The sequence below is a fragment of the Paraflavitalea soli genome (assembly GCF_003555545.1).
Lineage (GTDB): Bacteria > Bacteroidota > Bacteroidia > Chitinophagales > Chitinophagaceae > Paraflavitalea > Paraflavitalea soli.
Map to the genome: position 1 here is coordinate 164,774 of NZ_CP032157.1, position 19,740 is coordinate 184,513.

Sequence of the window (19,740 nt, forward strand, 5' to 3'; positions counted from 1 at the left end):
GTCTTTATTTTGACATGTTGATCAATGCGCCATCCTTCAGGTTGATCTGTCCGGATGTAATGACCTGCTCACCTGGCTGCAGGCCTTCGGTTACCTGTATATTATCACCATATTCAGCGCCCACCTTGATGCTGCGTAAAACGGCCTTGCCGTTCTGTACGGTATAGACGGAAGCATGCTGTGTACTTTCAAGGAGTGCTTCGCGGGGAATCAGGATGACCTTCCGGGTTGTCTTACGTGAAAAATCAGCGTAGACAAAAGTGCCGGAACGCAGTGGTGTATCCTTGTTGTTGGGTGCGGTAATTTCTACCTGGTAGTTATAAGCCTGGTTGGCCTGGGGGCTGATGAAAGTAACTGTTCCTGCAAAAGACCTGTCGGGGTACACATCGGTTGTGAGCTTTATGTTTTGACCAAGGGATACCTGGTATACCTCTGCTTCGGTAAGGTATACCTGTACCTTTACCTGTGAAAGGTTGATAATGGAAGCGATCTGTGTACCTGTGCTGACAAACATTCCTTCTTCAACCCCTTTTGAGCCGATGATGCCGCTGGTAGGTGCTTTGATAGTAGCATCTGCGATCTGTCTTTGCAGCTGTTCGACGTGGTTGCGGGCATCGTTGTACTGCTGACGGATATCGTTGACCTTTTCCTGTGTAGCGGCATTGCCTTCCAGCAGTTCTGTATAAGTCTGCAGGTCACGTTTAAGTTTATCTACATTTGACGCTGATCGCCGGAGGTCGAGCTCCAGCAAACGGGTATCCACGATGGCAAGGGGCTGGCCTTGCCGTACGTTGTCGCCCAGGTTGAACAGTAACCGTTGCAGGTTGCCGCTGCTGACGGATAGCAGTTTCGCTTCTTTGAACGGGGCCAGCATACCTGTCTTCACGAGGCTGGCTTCCTGGATTTCCTCCCTGACGGAGATGATGGTTACCGGTATCCGTATATTTTCAATCTTTAGGGGTTGCTTTTTTGCGTTGATCTTTTTTTTATTGGCCGCCAACCTGGCTGCCACAACACCTATGATGATGATCAGGAACAGGCTTAGTATGAGCGTTTTTTTCATCGTATTTAAAGTGAATTGTAAAAGGATCGCAGTGTGCCGGTTGCCTTTTCGAGGTCGATGCGGGCCTGGTAGTAACTGTAGATGGAATTCAAATAGCTGTTCTGTGCTTCTCTGAGTGCGTTCTGTGTATTGAGCCAATCTGTAAGGTCTGTAGTGCCTTTGCTGAGCTGCAGGCCGGTGATCTTGAGTACGGATCCTGCGAGGGTTACATTTCGCTGGTCGTTTTCCATGTTGGCCTGTGCCCGCAGGAGTTTGGTACGGGCATTTTCATAGTCAACCTGGTATTTCCCTGCTGTGAGTTCCAGGTTTTCGGCTGCGTTGATGCGGTTGATACGGGCCTCTTTGTATCGTGCATTCCGTTTATAGAAGTCTACTAAGGGGATGGTCAGTTTCAGTCCAATGGCTGAATAGGGCAGGAATTCATCGTAGGCTCCCTTAAGCTGGTTGCCAAAACCGACGGCGCCATAACGAAAGTAGCCGGATAGTTTGGGCAGGCCGTCTGCTTTGATGCGGGCCTGTTCAATTTCCAATAGTTTGACGTTGAGTCCGGCAATTCTGTAGTCTACTCTTGCTGAGGGAGAGAATAGCTGCATACTGTCCAGGCGGTGCGTGGGCAATGCCGGTTCGGGAGTTGCTTTTATTACGAGGGGATCGCTGATGGGAAAACCCATTTCGAATTTCAACTCGTTACCGGCCAGTTGGATATTGCTTTCTGCTACGCGTAGCTGGGATAGGGTGTTGTTGTAGTTAACACTTACCTTATCGAGGTCCTTTTGCAGGGTAATCCCCTTAGTTACCTGCAAGCGGTATATTTCGATTTGCTTTTCGTAGTTGCCTTTGTTGTACTTCAACCATTCCAACTGCTGGTTGTAAACAAATACCTGAAAGTAAGCAGTACTGATATTGTAAATGATGGCTTCCTCGCCCTGCTCTATATTGAGATCAGCCTGTTGTTTGTAATATTTATTTGCTTTCAGGCCGGTGAGTAATGACTGATCGAAAATCACCTGGTCCAATTGGGCAAGGGCGTTGGAGCTGTATTTTTGGGTGAGTGAAACCCTGATCTCATCGGGTCCAAATATGCCGGCAGGGATGACGCTTTGCTGTAGTTTAAGGTTGTTGTCCAATGTTGCGGTGAGGCTAACGCGTGGAAGGTAATCGGCCAAGGCCTGTTTTGCCCTGGCTTCGGCCGCCAGTTTTTGGTTGGCATAGATCACCTTGTTCCGATTGTTTGTCAGACCGTATTGGATGCACTGTTTCAGGGTCCAGCTATCCTGTGCGCGGGCATGCAGCCAGCAGTTGAACAGCAGGAACAGGTAGATCGTTTTGCGCATATAATGGTAGTGCTTTGAAACAGGCAAAGTTTCCAAACAAAGAGGCGTCTTATTTTGCTTTTTATAGCAAGCCGGCTCGTTTTTATACAAAACCCGGCCTCCCGGCCGCTGCCTGGCCCATACGACTGAGGTATTTCATTTTTTACCAACCTGATGGGGTATTCCGATGATATCGATGGCGCCCATTGATCGCTGAGCGGGTCATCGCTTTTTTTGAAAAAAAGAGATGGGCTTCCGGGAAGTGAGCGACCGGAACTTGTATCTTTGTGGCGTTGAAAAGTCTGAAGTTTCATATCGTATACACGCTGCTGGTTTGCCTGGGTGCCCTGTTGCTGCCTGGCAAAGGCATTGCCTGCGATAAGGCGAAGGCAGCTGTAACAACCAAGTGCGCTGCTCAGACGAGCGCTGCTGCTACTGGCAAAGATGCCAACGGGAAGCATTGCGACAACAACGACCAGCATGGCAGCTGCAAGCATACCTGCAATGGAAAATGCGGCCACAAATCCTGTACATGCACGGGCTGTTCGGCTTCTGCCATGCAGTTACCGCTCGCATTGAAGACTACCTCCCTGTTTGCCTTCGCGCGCAAACAGCGTTACCATGCCAGCACTGAGGCCATCTCCTCCGGCTTCTATTCTACCTGGTTACCTCCTAAAATAGGCTAAACATCATCCCCGACAGCCATCGGTGAGTCCGGTCGCAGGCGGTATAACGTCTTCTATCGCATTGTTCTTTGCGATAACGATAGCGGTTTCCTGCACCTCTTCGAACCAGGCTGCCCATCATCAGCCAGCAGATACATTGGCCAGCACCACGCCCCCTGGCTGCGGTGCTGTAAAAAAGGAGTATTAGATGAAGGGTAAGTTCAAAAAGGCGGGGCTGGCCCTGCTGCTTGCTTTCGCGCTATTGCAGTTGTATTACATGAATGGGCAACCTATTCCGCGCGTAAGCAGGAACGGCTGCTGCGTGCAATGGCCACGCAGGTGAAGCAGCAAGCGATGCCGCTGCCGGCTTACACCCTGTTACATACGGGCGCAAAACCAGGGGAAGACCAGCGAAAATTGCTGGTTGCGTGGCTGGACGGGCAGCTGGCAGGAGCGCAATAAAGGCTGCATAAAAACAATTGATCATTTTAAAAAAAATATAACAATGAAAAATCTACTTATTGTATTCGCGATCCTATTAGTTAGTGCTTCGTCATACGCCCAGCATACAGATCAGTTACTCAATGATTATCTCGGCGTGAAAAATGCGCTGGTTGCCAGCGATGGCAAGGCGGCATCGCAGGCCATCGCAACATTCTACAGCAACGTACAGGAAGAAGCAAGCGGATCTTCCATGGCGGAACTATTGAAAGCCACCGAAAAGCTGCATGGCGCCGGTAGTAACCTGGATAAACAAAGGGCGGCATTCAACGACGTCTCTACCTCGTTGTGGAAAATGGTAAAGGACAGCGACAAGGTCAGCGCTCCGGTCTACTACCAATTCTGCCCTATGAAAAAGGCTTTCTGGCTGAGCAGCGAAAAGGAAATCAGGAATCCCTACTATGGCTCCGCCATGATGACCTGTGGCAAGGTAACCGATACTAAAAATTAAGACCCCCTATGAAAATAAGATCCAAGAGGCGTTATTTCATTGCCGCCGCCATTACGCTGTTTACGGCAGGCGCATTTGCACAACAAGTAGTGCACTATGATCTCTACATGAAGGACACGGTGGTCAACTATGCGGGCAAGAAAAAAAGAGCCATTGCTGTCAATGGTCAGCTACCGATGCCGACGCTGGAGTTTACCGAAGGCGATACTGCCGAGATCGTCGTGCACAACCAATTGAAAGAAAGCACCTCTCTGCACTGGCATGGCATCTTTCTGCCCAACCAAGAAGATGGGGTTCCCTACCTGACCCAAAAGCCGATCGCACCGGGGGCGGTGTATACTTACCGGTTCCCGATCATACAGACGGGCACACACTGGTATCACTCGCACTCGGGTCTCCAGGAGCAGATAGGCATGTACGGTAATTTTATCATGCATAAAAAGGCGGGAGATAAGACCTTCAGAAAAGGAATAGATGATCTGCCCGGGATCCCCCTCATTCTTAGCGAGTGGACCAATCTGGATCCCGACAACGTGCACCGGATGCTGCATGCCGCCAATGACTGGTTTGCCATCCAAAAAGGCGCCACCCAGAGTTATGCAGAAGCGATTCGCAGCGGCCAATTCAACACCAAGGTGACCAATGAGTGGAAACGCATGCTGGCCATGGATGTAAGCGATGTGTATTACAACAAGGTGTTGATGAATGGGGCCAACAGTTCCCAACTCAACAGTATTGAGGGCAAAGAACTCAAAGGGGGCGACAAGGTCCGGCTTCGCATTGCCAACGGAGGCGCCTCGTCCTACTTCTGGCTGCGCTACGGCGGCGGGAAGATGACGGTGGTGGCCAGCGATGGTAACGATGTAGCGCCGGTAGAAGTTGACAGGCTTATTATCGCGGTATCTGAAACCTATGATATTGTGGTGACCATTCCAACGGATGGACTGTCTTACGAGTTTTCTGCTACAACTGAAGACCGTACGCAGTCAGCATCCTGGTTCATCGGTAATGGCCAGCGCCGGGCCATGCCGCGGATGCCGCGCCTGAAATATTTTGAGGGGATGAAGATGATGAATGGCATGATGAAGATGAACGGTGACCTGGACGATATGGGTATGAACATGAGCTGGAACCAGATGGATATGAACGTGGTCATGTACCCGGAAATCACGGGTGAGGAAAAGAAAAAAGGTAAGAAAGCGGCCACCAGCGATATCGTTACACTCAATTATGCCATGCTGCAATCCCCGCAGGATACCAAACTGCCGGCCGGAGCGCCGGTGAGGGAGATCAGGTTCACCCTCACCGGTAATATGAACCGCTATGTGTGGAGTATGGACAACCGTGTACTCACGGAAGCAGACAAGATTCCGGTGAAAAAAGGCGAGGTACTCAGGATCATGCTGTACAACAACTCGATGATGCGGCACCCCATTCACCTGCATGGTTTTGACTTCCGGCTGATCAATGGCAAAGGGGATCATGCTCCGATGAAAAACATCATCGACATCATGCCGATGGAAAACGAAACGATCGAGTTCCTGGCAAACGAGGAAGGTGACTGGTTCTTCCATTGCCATATCCTTTACCACATGATGGCTGGCATGAACCGCGTATTTGCTGTGGGCGATTATAAAAATCCGGCACTGCCCGATAGGGCCAAAGCTTACCGGATGCTGCAGCGTGAAAGCAATATGCCTCATCTGACGGCCCAGAACGATCTTGCTACCAATGGTAATGATGGGGAGGCGATGCTGATGAATGCGCGGTGGAACCTGGGTACAGAATGGCGCCTGGGATACAACGACATGCACGGTTATGAAGTGGAGACACACCTGGGGCGCTTTATCGGAAAAATGCAATGGCTGATGCCTTTTATCGGTTTCGATTGGCGTTACCGGAAAATGGGCATTGACGAACATGAAAAGAACCTTTTTGGGCAGGCCAACAAAAAGGACGACCGGGCGGCCATCAGCCTCGGCGTGGTGTATACGCTGCCCATGCTGGTCAATATGCAGGCAGAGGTTTACCATGACGGGCTCTTCCGGGTGTCGCTGATGCGCGAGGATATCCCGGTGGCCAAAAGACTCCGGGCAGGTTTTATGGTCAATACCGATCTGGAATACATGGGTGATCTTCGTTACATTATTACCCGTAATCTAGGTATACGTACGCATTATGATTCGGACATGGGTTTCGGGGCAGGCATTGTGCTGACTTACTAGGATAACACAAAGCCCCCGACAAGCTATGTGGGGGGCTTTTTTTGTCTGCACCAGGCTCCCGACAGGGGAACTGCCGGTGGCCCAGGAATCGGAAGGAGGCTGCGCATATCAGAAAAGGGTTGTAATTTGTTGGGACTATAAAAATTACGAATGATCATGAAACGGCCTTTCTATGGTATCCAAAACAGCTGCGCTTCAATTTTTAGATGAGCTACAAGGGGAATATAGAAGACGGGGTGGTGTAACCCCGCTCGGCATACGGTACCGGCATCATACAAGGCTTCCCCTGCCGGAAGAGGGGTATGAACTGATGAGCAAGCATTTTACTGCCAATGGCTACCCTGTGCAGGAATATGAAGCCTATATAGGGTTGATCATAGCTGCCCGGGATGATTATGCGCGCTACGAAAACCACCAGAATATCTGGCTGCTGGAGACCCTTAAGAACAAACTCAAAAAAGTGTTTGCCTTTAGCAAAATATCCTTTCCCGACAATGTAGTGCTGGGCACTGCTCAGTTTGGCCATTTTAACGCCATTGCTACGGCACCTTCGCGGGAGTCCGATATAAAAGTTATTGTGATGGACGATGGGTTGTTTACTTTTCTGAACGGGCTGGCCAAGATCGTTTCCATGGTATTTGATAAAAGAGGGGAAGGCAACGATGGATATTCTTTGAGCTTTGATCCTGCCGATATCGACAACAACCTGAAACAAAACAGCTTTGTCCATGAAAAATTCATTGACCTGGTGGCCACGTATTTCATTAAAGGGCATAGTATGCATGCGGCCTCCTTTCTGCCGGCCTATGAACACAATGCTTTTGCCTCCCTACTGCGGGATACGGCAGAGCTGTTCATCCTTGCGCATGAATATGGCCATATAGTACACGGCCACCTGGCCGGCAATCCGGAGGAGGAGCAAGCGATTGCCGACCAATTCCATGTGCAGACCTGGGAGATCAGTTGGGCAAAAGAATTGCAGGCGGATACCTTTGCGTGCATGCTGGTGATGCGTCATAACCACCACCTGCAAGATATGGAAGCTGCCCTATCGTTTGCAGGCATCCGGTTCTTATTTGCCGCACTGGAGATGTTGTACATCGCCAAAGGAAGCAAACCCTCGCTCACGCATCCTTCGCCGCGCCAGCGGATCACCAGGCTGGTAGATAGCCTGTATGCAGATACACCGGATAAAGAGCTGGTAGATGATATGGAAAGGTTTGGTATGGCTATAACAGCTGTTGTACATCTTTTGTGGGAAATAAACGTGGACACTATTGAAGAGCAGATCCGGCAGGCAACCAGTGCCTGAGTGGTATTCAGGTTAGCGGAATATCTTATTGATCAGCAGTTGATCTGTATTTGTTCAGGTTGCTTATTCCCCAAAGGCCCAGTGCCAATTCCAATGCAAGTCCTGCTGAAAAGGAGGTCGATGGAACTCCGTCTACTAAGAGGCTGATGATCCTGCCGGATGCCAAACCTATCATAAAAAACACGTTTGAGAGCGTTGCGGCGCGCCAGTAGCATGGTTTGAAGACGCCCATTACCCAAAGCGCCACCATGCCTGTGTACAATCCCATTGTGGCTCTGAAGGCGTTGTTTAAATCAACAGATTCCACCTTGAAGTCAAAAAGTATTGGGAGCATAGTATTGGGAAACAGGCCGTATGCCAATGCAACAACTATAATAATAATCGCCGAAATGAGTAAGTGCAGGTTTTTCTTTTTTGTCAGCATGTACGATTAGAATTTGGGGTATTCCTGGAACGTCTGATAAGGTTCAGGGCTTTGTGCAGGTTGGGAATTGATATTCCTGCCGATAACTGCTGATTGAAAACATATTGTTGAAGATAAGTAAAATGTTAATAGCAATTCGTCTGACCGACCTAAGGCTGGGATTCGCAATTTGCTGATGTTACAAGGTCAAGCCCGACTTGCATAAAACCTAATGTTGGAGGCAGATGCAACTATGGGTGTCCCTTTGATACATCTCACATACTACCTGCCTCCAACACCACTGCATTGCCCACCTTCACGTCCATACAGGCACACCCTAACTACTCATCCATTGAAAGCACTTCCATTCCAGCCCATAATCACAAAGTCACTTAGCAACGTCTTCACTCCAAGCTCCCAACTCCCGACTCATGCCTTGCACCAGTATCCAAATCAAAGTGCGCAATATGACGCTGGCTGGTAAGCAGCATACGATCTATAGATTTGCGTAAGTACGTTGTTTATAACCCAGTTTTTCGAGGAACAGCACTTCCACACTGTAGTGGCCAAAATCTTCCACCACCAGCCCGCGCACCCGGTAAAATCCTTTTCCTTTCAGGGGGTATCGCTGGAAGGAAGGCGGAAAATGTACGGTATCCACCCAGTCCATAAACCCATCCAGGAAAGCGCCGAAGGCCATATGGGTGCCATTGGCGGTAGGCACTACTTTGTAGTCGATAAAATACAGGATCATATCCACCTGCCTGCGCAGGTATTGCGGCAGTTCGCTGGCAGGCAGGCCTTTGACAGGTTGTTCCTCCATCAGCTCAAAAGGATTCCGGAAAGGAAAACCCAGTATTTCCATCTCATCGTACATATCATCTACCGGATGATCCTGCAGGTCGGGCAATTGAAATTCCACCGGCTTTTCTTTGAATAAGGTATGGGGCAGGGCAGGGGCCGCATACCGCTTTTGTAAGAAGTTGGCCTCCCACAACAATTGCTTTTTCGATTTGCCGGTAAACCGGAAAGCGCCTACCGATATAAGGATATTCAACTGCTCAGGTTTGATGGCCGTGCGTGCTATAAAATCCTGCAGGTGCAGGTAGGCCCCATTACGTTCCCTTTCAGTGATCAGGTGCAGGGCCACGGTTTTCTCCAGGGCTTTCAGGTGCACGAACCCGGTATATACCTCTTTACCTTGCAGGGTGGTCATATACTCACTGGTATTTACACCGGGCAGGTGCGGGATGCCGCCGGCCTTGCGCAGCTCGATGAAGTACAGTTCTGTACTGTAAAAGCCGCCGAAATTATTGATCACGCCTACCATAAACTCTATGGGGAAATAGGTTTTAAGGTAGAGGTCCTGGAAACTTTCTACGGCAAAACTGGCAGAGTGGGCTTTACAAAAACTATAGCCTGCAAAGGATTCCATTTGCCGCCATACTTCTGCAGTCAGTTCTTCGGTATATCCTTTTACCGAACAGTTGAGGAAGAACTGGTCTTTCATCATGGCAAACCGGTTATTGCTGCGGTACTTGCCACTCATGGCCCGCCGCAGGGTATCGGCCTGCGCCAGGGTGAGCCCGCCAAAATAATGGGCCACCTTCATCACATCTTCCTGGAACACCATGACCCCAAAAGTTTCACCCAGTATCTCTTCCATGATGGGGTGCAGGTAGAGTGTGGACCGCGGGTTGAGGTAGCGGGTAATGTATTCCCGCATCATACCGCTGCTGGCCACGCCCGGCCGTATGATGGAACTGGCCACTACCAACGCCTCGTAGGTATCACAGCGCAGTTTGCTCAGCAATTGCCGCATGGCCGGACTTTCAATATAAAAACACCCTATGGTGTTGACGGTCTTCAGCCGCTCTTTGACCAGCGGGTCTTTCTTGAATTGCTCTACTTCATCTATATGCACCCGCACGCCCTGGTTCTCATACACCAGCCGCACGGTTTCTTTGATATGTCCCAGTCCGCGCTGACTCAATATATCCAGCTTGTCCAGCCCCGTATCTTCTGCCACATGCATATCGATCTGTGTGGTCGGAAATCCTTTCGGTGGAAAGAAGGTGGCCGTATAGGCATGTATCGGTTTTTCGGTGATGAGCATGCCGCCCGCATGGATGCTGATATGCTGCGGAAAATCGTGGATGAAAGGGCTATAGTACAATATCTTCCATACGATCTCCTCCACCACGCCCAGCGCCATGGGCGATTGCTGCAGGGCGGCGATCGCTTCACCGGTAAGTCCGTACTTGCGGCCCAGCCGGTCGATAATGGCGCTGTGGTTGATGGCCTTGTCCGCAGCCTGGTAATGGGCTACGCCTTTATGATAATCGTCCATACTGCCGGCATGGGCACGCAGGGTATTCCAGGCTTCAAAAGCTTCGGGGGTAACGAAAGGCAAAGCCGATAGTCCGTGGATCTCGGATTCGGGAAGACCAAATACCTTGGCCAGTTCGCGCACCACCGCGCGTTCCTGGAAAGTAACATAGGCGCCCACCAGGGCTACATATTGCTCGCCATAGCGCTTGAATATATAATCGATGATCTCATCGCGGTCGAGCCAGGAGAAGTCGATATCAAAGTCAGGTGGTGAAGTACGCTCGGGGTTGAGGAAACGTTCAAAATAAAGGTTCAGCTCCAGGGGGTCCACATCTGTTATTTTCAGACAATAGGCCACAATACTATTGGCCCCGCTGCCGCGTCCTACATGGTAAAAGTTCCTGCTTTTGGCATACCGGATAATATCCCAGGCCAGCAGAAAATAAGCGGTGAAGCCCAGCTCATCGATCACCTTCAGTTCTTTGTGTACTCTTTCGGCCGCTGCTTTGTTATACCCATAGCGTTGCTGCAAACCATCAATGGCCAGCTTGCGCAGCAATTGCGAATCATCTTCTTTACAGGTAGTGAAATATTTTTTATTCTTGGGAGTGGCCATATCCATCTCCAGGTTACAGGCATCCAACAGCCGCAGGGTATTGGTCATAATGCCCGGGTGATCTTTGAAGGCGCGGAAGATGGCTTCCTGCGGCAGGAAATATTCTTCCTGTCCGCAAATAGCTTCCGGCAACAGTTTTGATTCCACCACATTGTGGTCCATGGCGCGCAGCAGGCGGTGTACATAATACTGGTCCTGGTTGCGGAAGGTAACAGGCTGGCGGATCACCAGCTTATCGCGGTGGGCGGCAGGAATGCTGTATATCTTATTGACCTCGGAAGGCTGTACCCCCATCAGCTCATGCCGCAGCAAGGTGTCGATGGGTTTGGCATGCAGGGGGTAAATAACAAACCCATCTGCATGATTATAAAAGAAAGAAGTAGTGCTGGTGGCAGCGGGAAATGATTTTTGTTCCCGGAGGTGCGTTGATATAAATGTATTGATCCATTCAAAGCCTTTGTTGTTTGCTGCTAACAGGATATAGAGCAGGGTGTCGCCATTCCTGATCTCTGCGCCGAGAATGGGTTTAATATTATGGTCAATACATTTTTTGTAAAAGGTCCAGGCATCGGCGGTGCTATTGATATTGGTAAGCGCCATGGCGGTAGCGCCTTTTTCAAGGCCTTCCTGCACCAATGCTTCTGTGGTGAAGGTGCCATATTTTAAACTGAAATATGTTTTACAATTGAGGTACATACTGCCGCTTGATCTGTTGGTGTTAGGGCAATACAATGCCGGTAACCATTTTCGGTTACACGTGCTGTATGCCAGGTAATGTTGTTTGGAATGTTTGGAATACAAACGTACTAAATAAATTAGCAATAGTATAATCTGTACTATTGTTACAAAGGAGACCGGCGGAGATCAAATAAGGGCTACCGTGAGCAGGAATCGAGTCGCTGCTAATGCAGTCCCAATAAGCCTTTCAGGGAAGATGGGTAGAGATGTAAAATAGTTTAAAAGGATAGTTTGTAATATTGATATGATGGTAAGTGTGCAAGAAAGGACGCTACGTACCAGGAATGTAACGAAGTGTTACAAATAAAGTGACGCATCGACATTTTATTTAAGACGGATCGACACAGCGAACCGATCAACTTATGCGTTACTTTGTCGATCAACCTGCATGCATAAGGATAATAGATACGATGTAATAAAGACGATGATTGAAGCCGGTAAGATAACCGAGTTCTCGCAGATATTTCAATATGCTCCTAAAAGTGTAATAGCCGCCGACCTCAATTCCAGCACCCGCCGCTTAACACGACTCAGTAGTCATCTTTCTACATTAGAAATAGGAGAGATCAGTGCCATCAGCGAGTTGATCGGTGTGAAGATGGATGTTATTTATGGTATTGTTGAAAGACAGTTTCTGTCCCAAAGAACAGATACCAGTAAAAAAGAAAAAAACAATAGCTATTAATAAGAGTTTGCTCCATTAGCCTTTTCCTTTGTTACACAGTTCATCCGAGCGATCCTTGAAAAACCAAATTCTCGATAAGGGGAGAGTTTAAGCCATCCATCCGGATGGTTTTTTCGTTTTAGTGTAGTGTCGGCGCACTGCCAAAGGCTTTTTTATAGGCAAATGAAAAATGGGAGAGGTCTTCAAAGCCCAGGTCGAGGTAAATATCTGCCGGCTTTTTGTGTTGGTCTTTGATGAGGTAATGGGCTTCCTGCAACCGCCGCTGCACCAGCCAGCGGTTGGGCGTAACCTGGAATAGTTTCTGAAAATCCCGTTTAAAGGTGGAGAGGCTCCGGCCGGTTAGAAAAGCAAACCGGCTGAGGTCTACATTGTACCGGTAATGTTCATGCATAAAAGCTTCCAGGTCGATCTTGCCGGGTGCTGTAAAATCAAACAAGGGCTGGCCCAGCGCCGGGTTGGTCTGCAGCAGGATGCATACCAGCTCTTTTACTTTGAGTGGGATGATCCGGCTGTTGAGCGCGCTATCGTTTTTCAGGTAAGGGGATAAAGAATCAATAAAGCTGCTGAAATAATGGTTGGGTGACAGCAACTGCAAAGGATCATTGGTAAAGTGGCCGGAGGAAGAGATCGTCACCTCCTCCCGCATGCTTCTCAGTGTAGCCTGATCGATGTGCACTGATATGGACCGGAACCCATCGTGGCCGGGCCGCTTCACATACCTGGCCAGTTGGTTCCGGCGGAAAAAACGGTAATCGCCGGCTTTGAAAGACCAGGTCTTGTTGCCCAGCCACATGTCCTGCGTGCCGCTGATGATATAACTGAATACATGATCGGCTACAAAGGCTTCCCCTTCAATAGGCTTGTCACTATAACAATTGAGGGCGATCCTTGCGGGCGATGCGGTGGCGGCTGTGTTCATACTGTTTTGATTTAACGGATAAGGGCTTTGGGTTCGAGGCAGGCCTCCAGGCCATAGATGCCGCCTTCGCGTCCTATACCCGATTGTTTGTATCCGCCAAAGGGGGCCAGCGGATCGTGTTTCAAGGTGTTGATCAATACCCGGCCGGCCTTCAGTTGCCTGGCCACCTCCAGGGCACGCGCCTCGTTGCTGCTGCTTACATAGGCCAGTAATCCGTAAATAGTATCATTGGCCATGGCAATGGCTTCCGCTTCGGTACGGTAGGTGAGGATGCTGAGCACCGGTCCGAATATCTCTTCCTGTGCGATCTTCATATCGGGTGTCACGTTGGCAAATACAGTAGGTCTTACATAATTACCGGCCGAAAGACCATCCGGCCTGCCCGGGCCGCCGATCAGCAATTCTGCTCCGCTCTCTATGCCCGATCGGATATACTGCTGTATCCGCTCATATTGCTGCACGCTGGCCAGCGGACCGATATCGGTACTGTCTATACGCGGGTCGCCTACTTTGAGTTTCCCCACAATGGTAAGGATCATCTCTTTTACAGTGGGCAACAAATGTTCCGGTACCAGCAGGCGCGAGCCGGCAATACAAGCCTGGCCATTGTTGTTAAAAACGGCATTGACTGCCAGGGGAACCGCTGTTGCGAGGTCGGCATCATCGAGCAGGATATTGGGCGATTTGCCGCTGAGCTCCAGTGTCACGCGTTTCATGGTGTCGATGGCATTACGGGCGATCTGCTTACCCACCTGCGTAGAACCGGTGAAGGAGATGAGGGCCACATCCGGGTGACTGCTTAATACAGGGCCCAGCACATTGCCCCGGCCGTTCACGATGTTGATGACGCCGGCCGGCAACCCTGCGGCATGAAAGCATTCGGCTAATACCTGCGTTTGCCCGGCGCTGAATTCGCTGGGTTTGATCACCACGGTACAGCCTGCAGCGATGGCGGCCGCCAGTTTTACACAGATGGAGCCGGAATTGGAATTCCAGGCGGTGAGGATGGCTTCTACACCCAGTGGTTCCATCACCACGGTAGAGCCGCCCACTTGTTTTTCAAAAGAATAATCTGCCAGCAGGGATTTAAACAGCAGGAAGGTTTCTGCGGCCAGCCGGTTGGACCAGAGGGCCCGTTGCCGGGTAGCCCCATATTCGTCGATGGTCACTTCCTGGAGGTCGTTGACCCTTTTGATGATGGCATCATGCAACTGTTGCAGGTATTGCATCCGTTGTGCTTTAGTGGTCCTTGAAAAGCTGTTAAAAGCCTGCTTCGCGCTGGCTATCGCCGCCAGTACATCCTGCTCATCGCCCAGTATTACCTGGTGGAGCAATTGATGCGTGGCGGGGTTCAGGAGTTCCAATACTTCCTCGCCATGTGGCGTAGTGAACTGCCCGTTGATATATACCTGGTTGATGGTTTTCATACTGTTCATTTTTTACAAAGACCGGTTTGAGGTGATCTTCAGGTACAAAGTTCGGGCATGCCAGGGCAGGGAGCTTTGTTGCAAAGTTCAGATTTGTTTGTTGAAAAGTTCATCCGGAACAGGGGTGGTGAGCAAAAAACAAGGAGCGGGCAGGTATATACATAACGATCCAGCCCGGAGCCAAGAGAAGGCCCGGGAATTGGGGGAGAACGACATAGGTGCAATGAATGCCCGGCAGTGAGCTGCCGGTTCATCATTACAAAAGCTTCCTTATTTGATCAGTACTACGTTTACGGCTACAAAGCCTTTGGGACTTCTTTCTACTTCGAAGGTTACTTTATCATGCTCCTTGATAGGGCCCGATAAATTGTTGACATGCACAAATATCCGTTCGCCGGTCTGTGCGTCATTAATGAAGCCAAATCCTTTGTGGTCATTGAAAAAAGCAACGACGCCCGTTCGGGCTTCTTCTGCTGGTCTGTCTTCCTGTTTAGGAACACTGATCTGAATTTCTTCCTGGCGGAAGGTCTTCCTGATTTGCCCGGGGTTGGGTGGTGTGGTAGTTAGATTACCGTTTTCATCCAGGTAAGCCATCATGTCTTCGAGGCTGGTACCTTTTTCTTTGTTCTCTTTGCGCTCTTTCATCTTCTCCTGCTTCTCCTGTGCTTTCTTAATGCGCTGTTTTTCTCTTTCTCTTTTGTTAAATGTTTCCTGGGATCTTGCCATAGTATAAATTTAGTGATTCCTGTAGTACAGGATTATTGTTGATGTACTGATGATTAAATAATAAACGGGTTGGTAATAAGTCCGCGGACGCCCGCGGACCTATCTATGCCTGGTTATTACCATTTGCGTTTGTTGTAACCGCCGTTATCGCTCTTGAATGGGCTGTTACCGCCACCGCCGCCACCGAAAGACCTTTCGGGCTTGGGCCTGGCTTCTGATACTTTGATCTGCCTGCCTTCGATCGTCAACTGATCCAGCTGGCTGATAGCTTCCTGGGCAGACTTGCTGTCGTCCATTTCCACAAAACCAAAACCTTTGGAACGACCGGTTTCCCTGTCGTTAATAACTTTTGCAGAGCTCACTACACCGTAAGGTGTAAATAAATTCTTCAATTCTTCATCCTGGATAGTAAATGCCAGGTTTGAAACATAAATGTTCATGTATACAACTTTTTAAAAGTGATATCTGAGTAAGGCAAGAAGTAAGGATATAAAAATGCAGCTTAATAGCAGATTAATGACAATACTGGATGCAAGCTCAAACGAATATTCCAAAGATAGGCTTAATTAGCCATAAAACCCCCATTATTTCCCCCTGCTGCAGGCGGTGGGGTGATTTTTAACCTTTTATGTGGCATTTAGCGCCTGTTTCACTGGCCTATGTATGCATTTTATTGGTTATCTTACCATACCAATCAAACGTAGCGTTGCCGGTAATGATCCTGCTGCTATTGCGATCTCCTGTGTATGGCGTGTATATTCCGGCAACCGGTCATTCGTTCCCTCCATTTCGGGCATGTTTAATTTAAAACAAATATAGTATGGTTGCAAAAGCATTTTTGTCGCTGACAGAATATCCCGCCTTTAGAAGAATGATCTGGAAACCTGTGTATGAAGGCCTGGCCCGGTATTTCAAGATCCATGACTGGCATTTCATGAATTATGGTTACACACCAGGGGGCGAGCACCTGGCTTTGACCTTGCAGCCCAAAGATGAGATCAACCGTTATCCCATACAGTTATACCATTTCCTGGCGCAAAAGACGCCCATCAAAGACAAACATGTGCTGGAAGTAGGCAGTGGCCGTGGCGGCGGCGCCAGCTATATCAGCCGCTATTTGGGACCTGCCCGCATCACCGGCATGGACATTGCTAAAAATGCCGTGCGCCTGGCGCGGCAGCACCACCAGGAAAGCAACCTCGAATTCAGGCAGGGCAATGCCGAAAAGCTGCCTTTTGACAATGATAGTTTTGATGTGGTGATCAATGTGGAAAGCTCACATGCCTATGGCTCGGTGCCCCGTTTCCTCGCAGAAGTGAAAAGGGTGCTGAAGCCCGGCGGCGTATTTTTATGTACGGACCTGCGCGGCCCCGAAGGCATGGAAAAGCTGAAAGGACAATTGGAAGGGAGTGGATTGCAAATGATCTCCGAAGAGAACATCACCACGAATGTGATCGATGCCATCGAAAAAGAAGACCATATAAAACAGGAAAGGATCAAACAACATATTGCCGGCTGGATGCGTCCTGCTTTCAACCAGTTTGCCGGCACCAAAGGTTCCCGCATTCACAAGGACCTGCAGTCAAATGCACTCATCTATTATAGTTTTGTATTGCATAAGAATGAACAGGTAGCGTAGGTCATCATTACTCCTCAATTTTTGACTATTTTTAGGCCAACTCCTTAGTCATGGAAAGTTGGCAAACAGGTATCCTGCTGATAGCGGCAGCGCAAGGCATTTTTCTGAGTGTAGCCATGCTATTGCCCAATAAAAAACATGGTTCCCGGGTTTTCCTGGGTATCATGCTGCTGGTGCTTTCTTTGGAAGTGCTCAATGTATGGGGCATGCAGGTAGGGTATCATCACGCCCCCGGGCTGATCCCCTTCTGGCTCCTGGGATCATACCTGCTGATACCTCCTTCCTGTTGGTTGTTTACCTTGTCCAACACGGTGACGGGTTTTACCTTCCGCAAAAAGCACGCGCTGTGGTACCTGCCTGCGGCGATCGAGATCATTACGGAATCCATTACCTGGGGCTACAACCGGTATAGTGTGGCGCCCATCAGCCTGCTCAATATTAAAGCTTGGTGGCTGGCCACGGAGATCGTACCAGCCCTGTGGATGCTGTTGGTCATGATCGCAGGTGCGCGCAGGCTGGTGGCTTGCGCGCGGCAGCCGTCAGGGACTGCCGCTTTCACCGGCCTGCACCCGGCCCGTCTCTTATCCATTTTTATCCTGCTTGCCCTGTTAACGGTGCTGTGGGTGGCCGATGCGGTGTTGCTATTGCCGGTATTTACGGCTATTGAACTGGTGCTGGTGCTCGTGTTGTTTACATTGAGTTTCCTGTCCTATGCCCGCTTGCCTTTCTTTGAAGTGGCGCCCACCATAAAGGCGGCGCCTGCTGTAAAAAGCAAACTGCCGCTACCACCTGTTTTTGCCGCCTGGAACGACCAGCAGGAATTGATCCGCCTGCAAGGGGTATTTGAACAGGGAGGGTTGCACAAACGGTCCAAGTTGTCGCTCGATGAACTGGCCGGCGAATTAAACCTCCCCGGCCGCTATGTATCTTACCTTATCAATACGTACCATGCGGCCAATTTCCACCACTACATCAATGGCTGGCGCGTGCAGGAAGTGATCCGTAAGATCAATGACCCTGCCGAGCGCCATAAAACGCTCCTGGCCCTTGCGCTCGAAGCGGGCTTTAGTTCCAAATCATCTTTCAACCAGGTTTTCAAAGACCATACGGGCAAGTCGCCCTCCCAATATTTCCGGCAATAAGCCGGCTTCGACAGGGTTCTTTAGATCAGGGTGAGCCGCCCTGAAAGGGCGACCCACCCTTTAGCCGGCTTCGACAGGGTTCTTTAGATCAGGGTGAGCCGCCCCGAAAGGGCGACCCACCCTTTAGCCGGCTTCGACAGGGTTCTTTAGATCAGGGTGAGCCGCCCCGAAAGGGCGACCCACCCTTTCAGCCGGCTTCGACAGGCTTCTTAGATCAGGGAGAGCCGCCCCGAAAGGGCGACCCACCCCTTTAGCCGGCTTCTCAACGCCAATAGGTCCAAAGAACCGATCATTGGACCTGTACTGCACCACCTGGCGCATTGCCGATGCTGTCGCTTGCTTTCTTTGCAGGCAAAAGCACAATTATGAAAAGATCCATGATGGCAGGTGTTTGTTTTTTATTGATGACCTCCCTGGCAGCAGGCCAGCCTTTCAGGTCCACTGCCCGGAATAAAGAGATCGGGATACAGTTTTATAAGAACATTGAATTTCTGGGGGCAGTATTTTTTATGGGTTCCATGGCGGCAGAGGCCAACCAGGAAAATGCGCGGATGCCGGATGGTAAAAGAAAGGGGGACTGGTTTGCCTATGATCTGTCGCTGTACAAAAAGTACCAGTCATTTGTCAACCATCCCGACCTGCTGATCATGGCAGGTTTTGGCGAACGGTCGGAAGGAAGTATCCTTGCGCGGTTGCTCATTCACCTCGATGAATTTCCCAGGGCTGTGATCAGGCCGGAAAAGGATGGGCCCTATCTGCGGCCATTCCTGCGCCAGGGCGATAGCGCCGCTTCCATCAAAGAGGTTGTTGAATTTGTAGCAGCTGCCAACCGCTTGTACAAGGCCATGGATTTTGAAGTGTATTTCCGGGATCATGTCCCCTTCTATGAAAAGGCATTGTCCGAGATCAGGTCTGTATTGCCCGATGCCCGGCTCATTACCACCATGGAGCAGTACTACCGCCAGTCATTTGCGCGGTATGCACTTATCCCCAGCCTTACCATTCCTGCAGGCATGGCCTTTGGGGTTAACTACACTGCAGCTGGTAACACCACCATCATGAACCTCTTTGGTCCTTTTGCCCTGCAGCAGTTCAGCGACACGGCTGCTTTGAACATGGGATTTGCCGATTCCAACCATATCCGTGAGCTGAGTACGCATGAGTTTGGGCATTCCTTTTCCAATCCGGCGGTAGCGTTGATCCCACCGGCGCTTGTAAAGGAAACAGCACGGCTCTTTGGCCCCGTAAGGGAAGCGATGGAAAACCAGGGATACAATACCTGGAGTGCCTGCCTGTATGAATATTTTGTAAGGGCCGGTGAAGTGGTCATTGCCCGGAAGCTGGGGCGCCAGGCATCGGCCGAACGGCTGTTGAAATACTATGTGGAAGGGCGGCGCTTTGTACACCTGCCGCTGGTGATTGCCGAACTGGAAAAATATGACCGCGATCCCCGCATCACCTACCAGCAGGCGGTGATCAATGCTATGGAAAAACTAAAAACACAACCATAAGTATAAAATGTTACCTGCTTTATTTATTTTGGAGTCAGGTAATGATGAAAGCAGGTAACATCTTATGTCAAAA

Annotated in this window: 17 protein-coding genes; 9 read left to right on the plus strand and 8 right to left on the minus strand. The window is 49.9% G+C overall.

The genetic code is table 11. The annotated features are described in order from the left end of the window. Positions 1–4: 4 nt before the first annotated feature. Positions 5–1,063, minus strand: a complete 1,059-nt coding sequence (locus tag D3H65_RS00620; RefSeq protein WP_119048405.1) for an efflux RND transporter periplasmic adaptor subunit — start codon at positions 1,061–1,063, stop codon at positions 5–7. A 5-nt stretch (positions 1,064–1,068) separates the two neighbouring features. Continuing rightward, complete coding sequence (locus D3H65_RS00625; protein ID WP_119048406.1) at positions 1,069–2,397, minus strand: TolC family protein; 1,329 nt, start codon at positions 2,395–2,397, stop codon at positions 1,069–1,071. A gap of 266 nt (positions 2,398–2,663) precedes the next feature. On the opposite strand from D3H65_RS00625, the gene D3H65_RS00630 reads away from it, so the two are divergent. From D3H65_RS00630 to D3H65_RS00650, 5 genes are all read left to right on the plus strand, one after another. After that, positions 2,664–3,062 carry a hypothetical protein gene (locus D3H65_RS00630; protein WP_162915316.1) on the plus strand — a complete coding sequence of 133 codons (399 nt, stop codon included), beginning with the start codon at positions 2,664–2,666 and terminating at the stop codon, positions 3,060–3,062. Between the two features lie 240 nt (positions 3,063–3,302). Further along, positions 3,303–3,503: a heme-binding domain-containing protein gene (locus D3H65_RS33510; protein WP_119048408.1), complete on the plus strand. Its 201-nt coding sequence runs from the start codon at positions 3,303–3,305 to the stop codon at positions 3,501–3,503. A gap of 43 nt (positions 3,504–3,546) precedes the next feature. After that, the gene (locus D3H65_RS00640) at positions 3,547–3,993 is read left to right on the plus strand and encodes a DUF3347 domain-containing protein (protein ID WP_119048409.1); all 447 of its coding nucleotides are present in this window, start codon (positions 3,547–3,549) and stop codon (positions 3,991–3,993) included. 8 nt (positions 3,994–4,001) lie between these two features. Then, positions 4,002–6,218 (plus strand): multicopper oxidase family protein, encoded by a 2,217-nt coding sequence (locus D3H65_RS00645; RefSeq protein WP_119048410.1) that lies wholly within the window; start codon positions 4,002–4,004, stop codon positions 6,216–6,218. Positions 6,219–6,390: 172 nt separating this feature from the next. Next, a complete protein-coding gene (locus D3H65_RS00650) occupies positions 6,391–7,530 on the plus strand; it encodes a M48 family metalloprotease (RefSeq protein ID WP_119048411.1) in 1,140 nt (379 codons plus the stop codon). A 25-nt stretch (positions 7,531–7,555) separates the two neighbouring features. Here D3H65_RS00650 and D3H65_RS00655 read toward each other — a convergent pair whose 3' ends face one another. Together D3H65_RS00655 and D3H65_RS00660 are read right to left on the minus strand one after the other, a co-directional pair. Beyond that, entirely contained in the window at positions 7,556–7,954 is a 399-nt protein-coding gene (locus D3H65_RS00655; protein ID WP_119048412.1) for a DUF4345 domain-containing protein, read from the minus strand. 475 nt (positions 7,955–8,429) lie between these two features. Further along, complete coding sequence (locus D3H65_RS00660; RefSeq protein WP_119048413.1) at positions 8,430–11,576, minus strand: DNA polymerase III subunit alpha; 3,147 nt, start codon at positions 11,574–11,576, stop codon at positions 8,430–8,432. A gap of 430 nt (positions 11,577–12,006) precedes the next feature. Here D3H65_RS00660 and D3H65_RS00665 point away from each other — a divergent pair, with 430 nt between their 5' ends. Then, entirely contained in the window at positions 12,007–12,303 is a 297-nt protein-coding gene (locus D3H65_RS00665) for a hypothetical protein (RefSeq protein WP_162915317.1), read from the plus strand. A gap of 118 nt (positions 12,304–12,421) precedes the next feature. On the opposite strand, the gene D3H65_RS00670 is transcribed toward D3H65_RS00665, so the two are convergent. From D3H65_RS00670 to D3H65_RS00685, 4 genes are all read right to left on the minus strand, one after another. After that, positions 12,422–13,222, minus strand: a complete 801-nt coding sequence (locus D3H65_RS00670; protein WP_119048415.1) for a helix-turn-helix domain-containing protein — start codon at positions 13,220–13,222, stop codon at positions 12,422–12,424. 11 nt (positions 13,223–13,233) lie between these two features. Beyond that, positions 13,234–14,649 carry an aldehyde dehydrogenase family protein gene (locus D3H65_RS00675; RefSeq protein ID WP_119048416.1) on the minus strand — a complete coding sequence of 472 codons (1,416 nt, stop codon included), beginning with the start codon at positions 14,647–14,649 and terminating at the stop codon, positions 13,234–13,236. 270 nt (positions 14,650–14,919) lie between these two features. After that, complete coding sequence (locus D3H65_RS00680; RefSeq protein WP_119048417.1) at positions 14,920–15,375, minus strand: cold-shock protein; 456 nt, start codon at positions 15,373–15,375, stop codon at positions 14,920–14,922. A 116-nt stretch (positions 15,376–15,491) separates the two neighbouring features. Continuing rightward, positions 15,492–15,815, minus strand: a complete 324-nt coding sequence (locus D3H65_RS00685) for an RNA recognition motif domain-containing protein (protein ID WP_119048418.1) — start codon at positions 15,813–15,815, stop codon at positions 15,492–15,494. A 380-nt stretch (positions 15,816–16,195) separates the two neighbouring features. On the opposite strand from D3H65_RS00685, the gene D3H65_RS00690 reads away from it, so the two are divergent. From D3H65_RS00690 to D3H65_RS00705, 3 genes are all read left to right on the plus strand, one after another. Beyond that, positions 16,196–17,014, plus strand: a complete 819-nt coding sequence (locus tag D3H65_RS00690) for a class I SAM-dependent methyltransferase (protein WP_119048419.1) — start codon at positions 16,196–16,198, stop codon at positions 17,012–17,014. A gap of 50 nt (positions 17,015–17,064) precedes the next feature. Then, positions 17,065–18,156: a helix-turn-helix domain-containing protein gene (locus D3H65_RS00695; RefSeq protein WP_119048420.1), complete on the plus strand. Its 1,092-nt coding sequence runs from the start codon at positions 17,065–17,067 to the stop codon at positions 18,154–18,156. A 365-nt stretch (positions 18,157–18,521) separates the two neighbouring features. After that, the gene (locus D3H65_RS00705) at positions 18,522–19,667 is read left to right on the plus strand and encodes a DUF4932 domain-containing protein (RefSeq protein WP_162915318.1); all 1,146 of its coding nucleotides are present in this window, start codon (positions 18,522–18,524) and stop codon (positions 19,665–19,667) included. The last annotated feature ends 73 nt before the right edge of the window (positions 19,668–19,740 follow it).

Coding starts and splice junctions, on each gene's coding strand:
- D3H65_RS00620 (WP_119048405.1), bottom strand. CDS start 1,063: ATGAAAAAAACGCTCATACTAAGCCTGTTCCTGATCATCATCATAGGT.
- D3H65_RS00625 (WP_119048406.1), bottom strand. CDS start 2,397: ATGCGCAAAACGATCTACCTGTTCCTGCTGTTCAACTGCTGGCTGCAT.
- D3H65_RS00640 (WP_119048409.1), top strand. CDS start 3,547: ATGAAAAATCTACTTATTGTATTCGCGATCCTATTAGTTAGTGCTTCG.
- D3H65_RS00645 (WP_119048410.1), top strand. CDS start 4,002: ATGAAAATAAGATCCAAGAGGCGTTATTTCATTGCCGCCGCCATTACG.
- D3H65_RS00650 (WP_119048411.1), top strand. CDS start 6,391: ATGGTATCCAAAACAGCTGCGCTTCAATTTTTAGATGAGCTACAAGGG.
- D3H65_RS00655 (WP_119048412.1), bottom strand. CDS start 7,954: ATGCTGACAAAAAAGAAAAACCTGCACTTACTCATTTCGGCGATTATT.
- D3H65_RS00660 (WP_119048413.1), bottom strand. CDS start 11,576: ATGTACCTCAATTGTAAAACATATTTCAGTTTAAAATATGGCACCTTC.
- D3H65_RS00665 (WP_162915317.1), top strand. CDS start 12,007: ATGCATAAGGATAATAGATACGATGTAATAAAGACGATGATTGAAGCC.
- D3H65_RS00670 (WP_119048415.1), bottom strand. CDS start 13,222: ATGAACACAGCCGCCACCGCATCGCCCGCAAGGATCGCCCTCAATTGT.
- D3H65_RS00675 (WP_119048416.1), bottom strand. CDS start 14,649: ATGAAAACCATCAACCAGGTATATATCAACGGGCAGTTCACTACGCCA.
- D3H65_RS00680 (WP_119048417.1), bottom strand. CDS start 15,375: ATGGCAAGATCCCAGGAAACATTTAACAAAAGAGAAAGAGAAAAACAG.
- D3H65_RS00685 (WP_119048418.1), bottom strand. CDS start 15,815: ATGAACATTTATGTTTCAAACCTGGCATTTACTATCCAGGATGAAGAA.
- D3H65_RS00690 (WP_119048419.1), top strand. CDS start 16,196: ATGGTTGCAAAAGCATTTTTGTCGCTGACAGAATATCCCGCCTTTAGA.
- D3H65_RS00695 (WP_119048420.1), top strand. CDS start 17,065: ATGGAAAGTTGGCAAACAGGTATCCTGCTGATAGCGGCAGCGCAAGGC.
- D3H65_RS00705 (WP_162915318.1), top strand. CDS start 18,522: ATGAAAAGATCCATGATGGCAGGTGTTTGTTTTTTATTGATGACCTCC.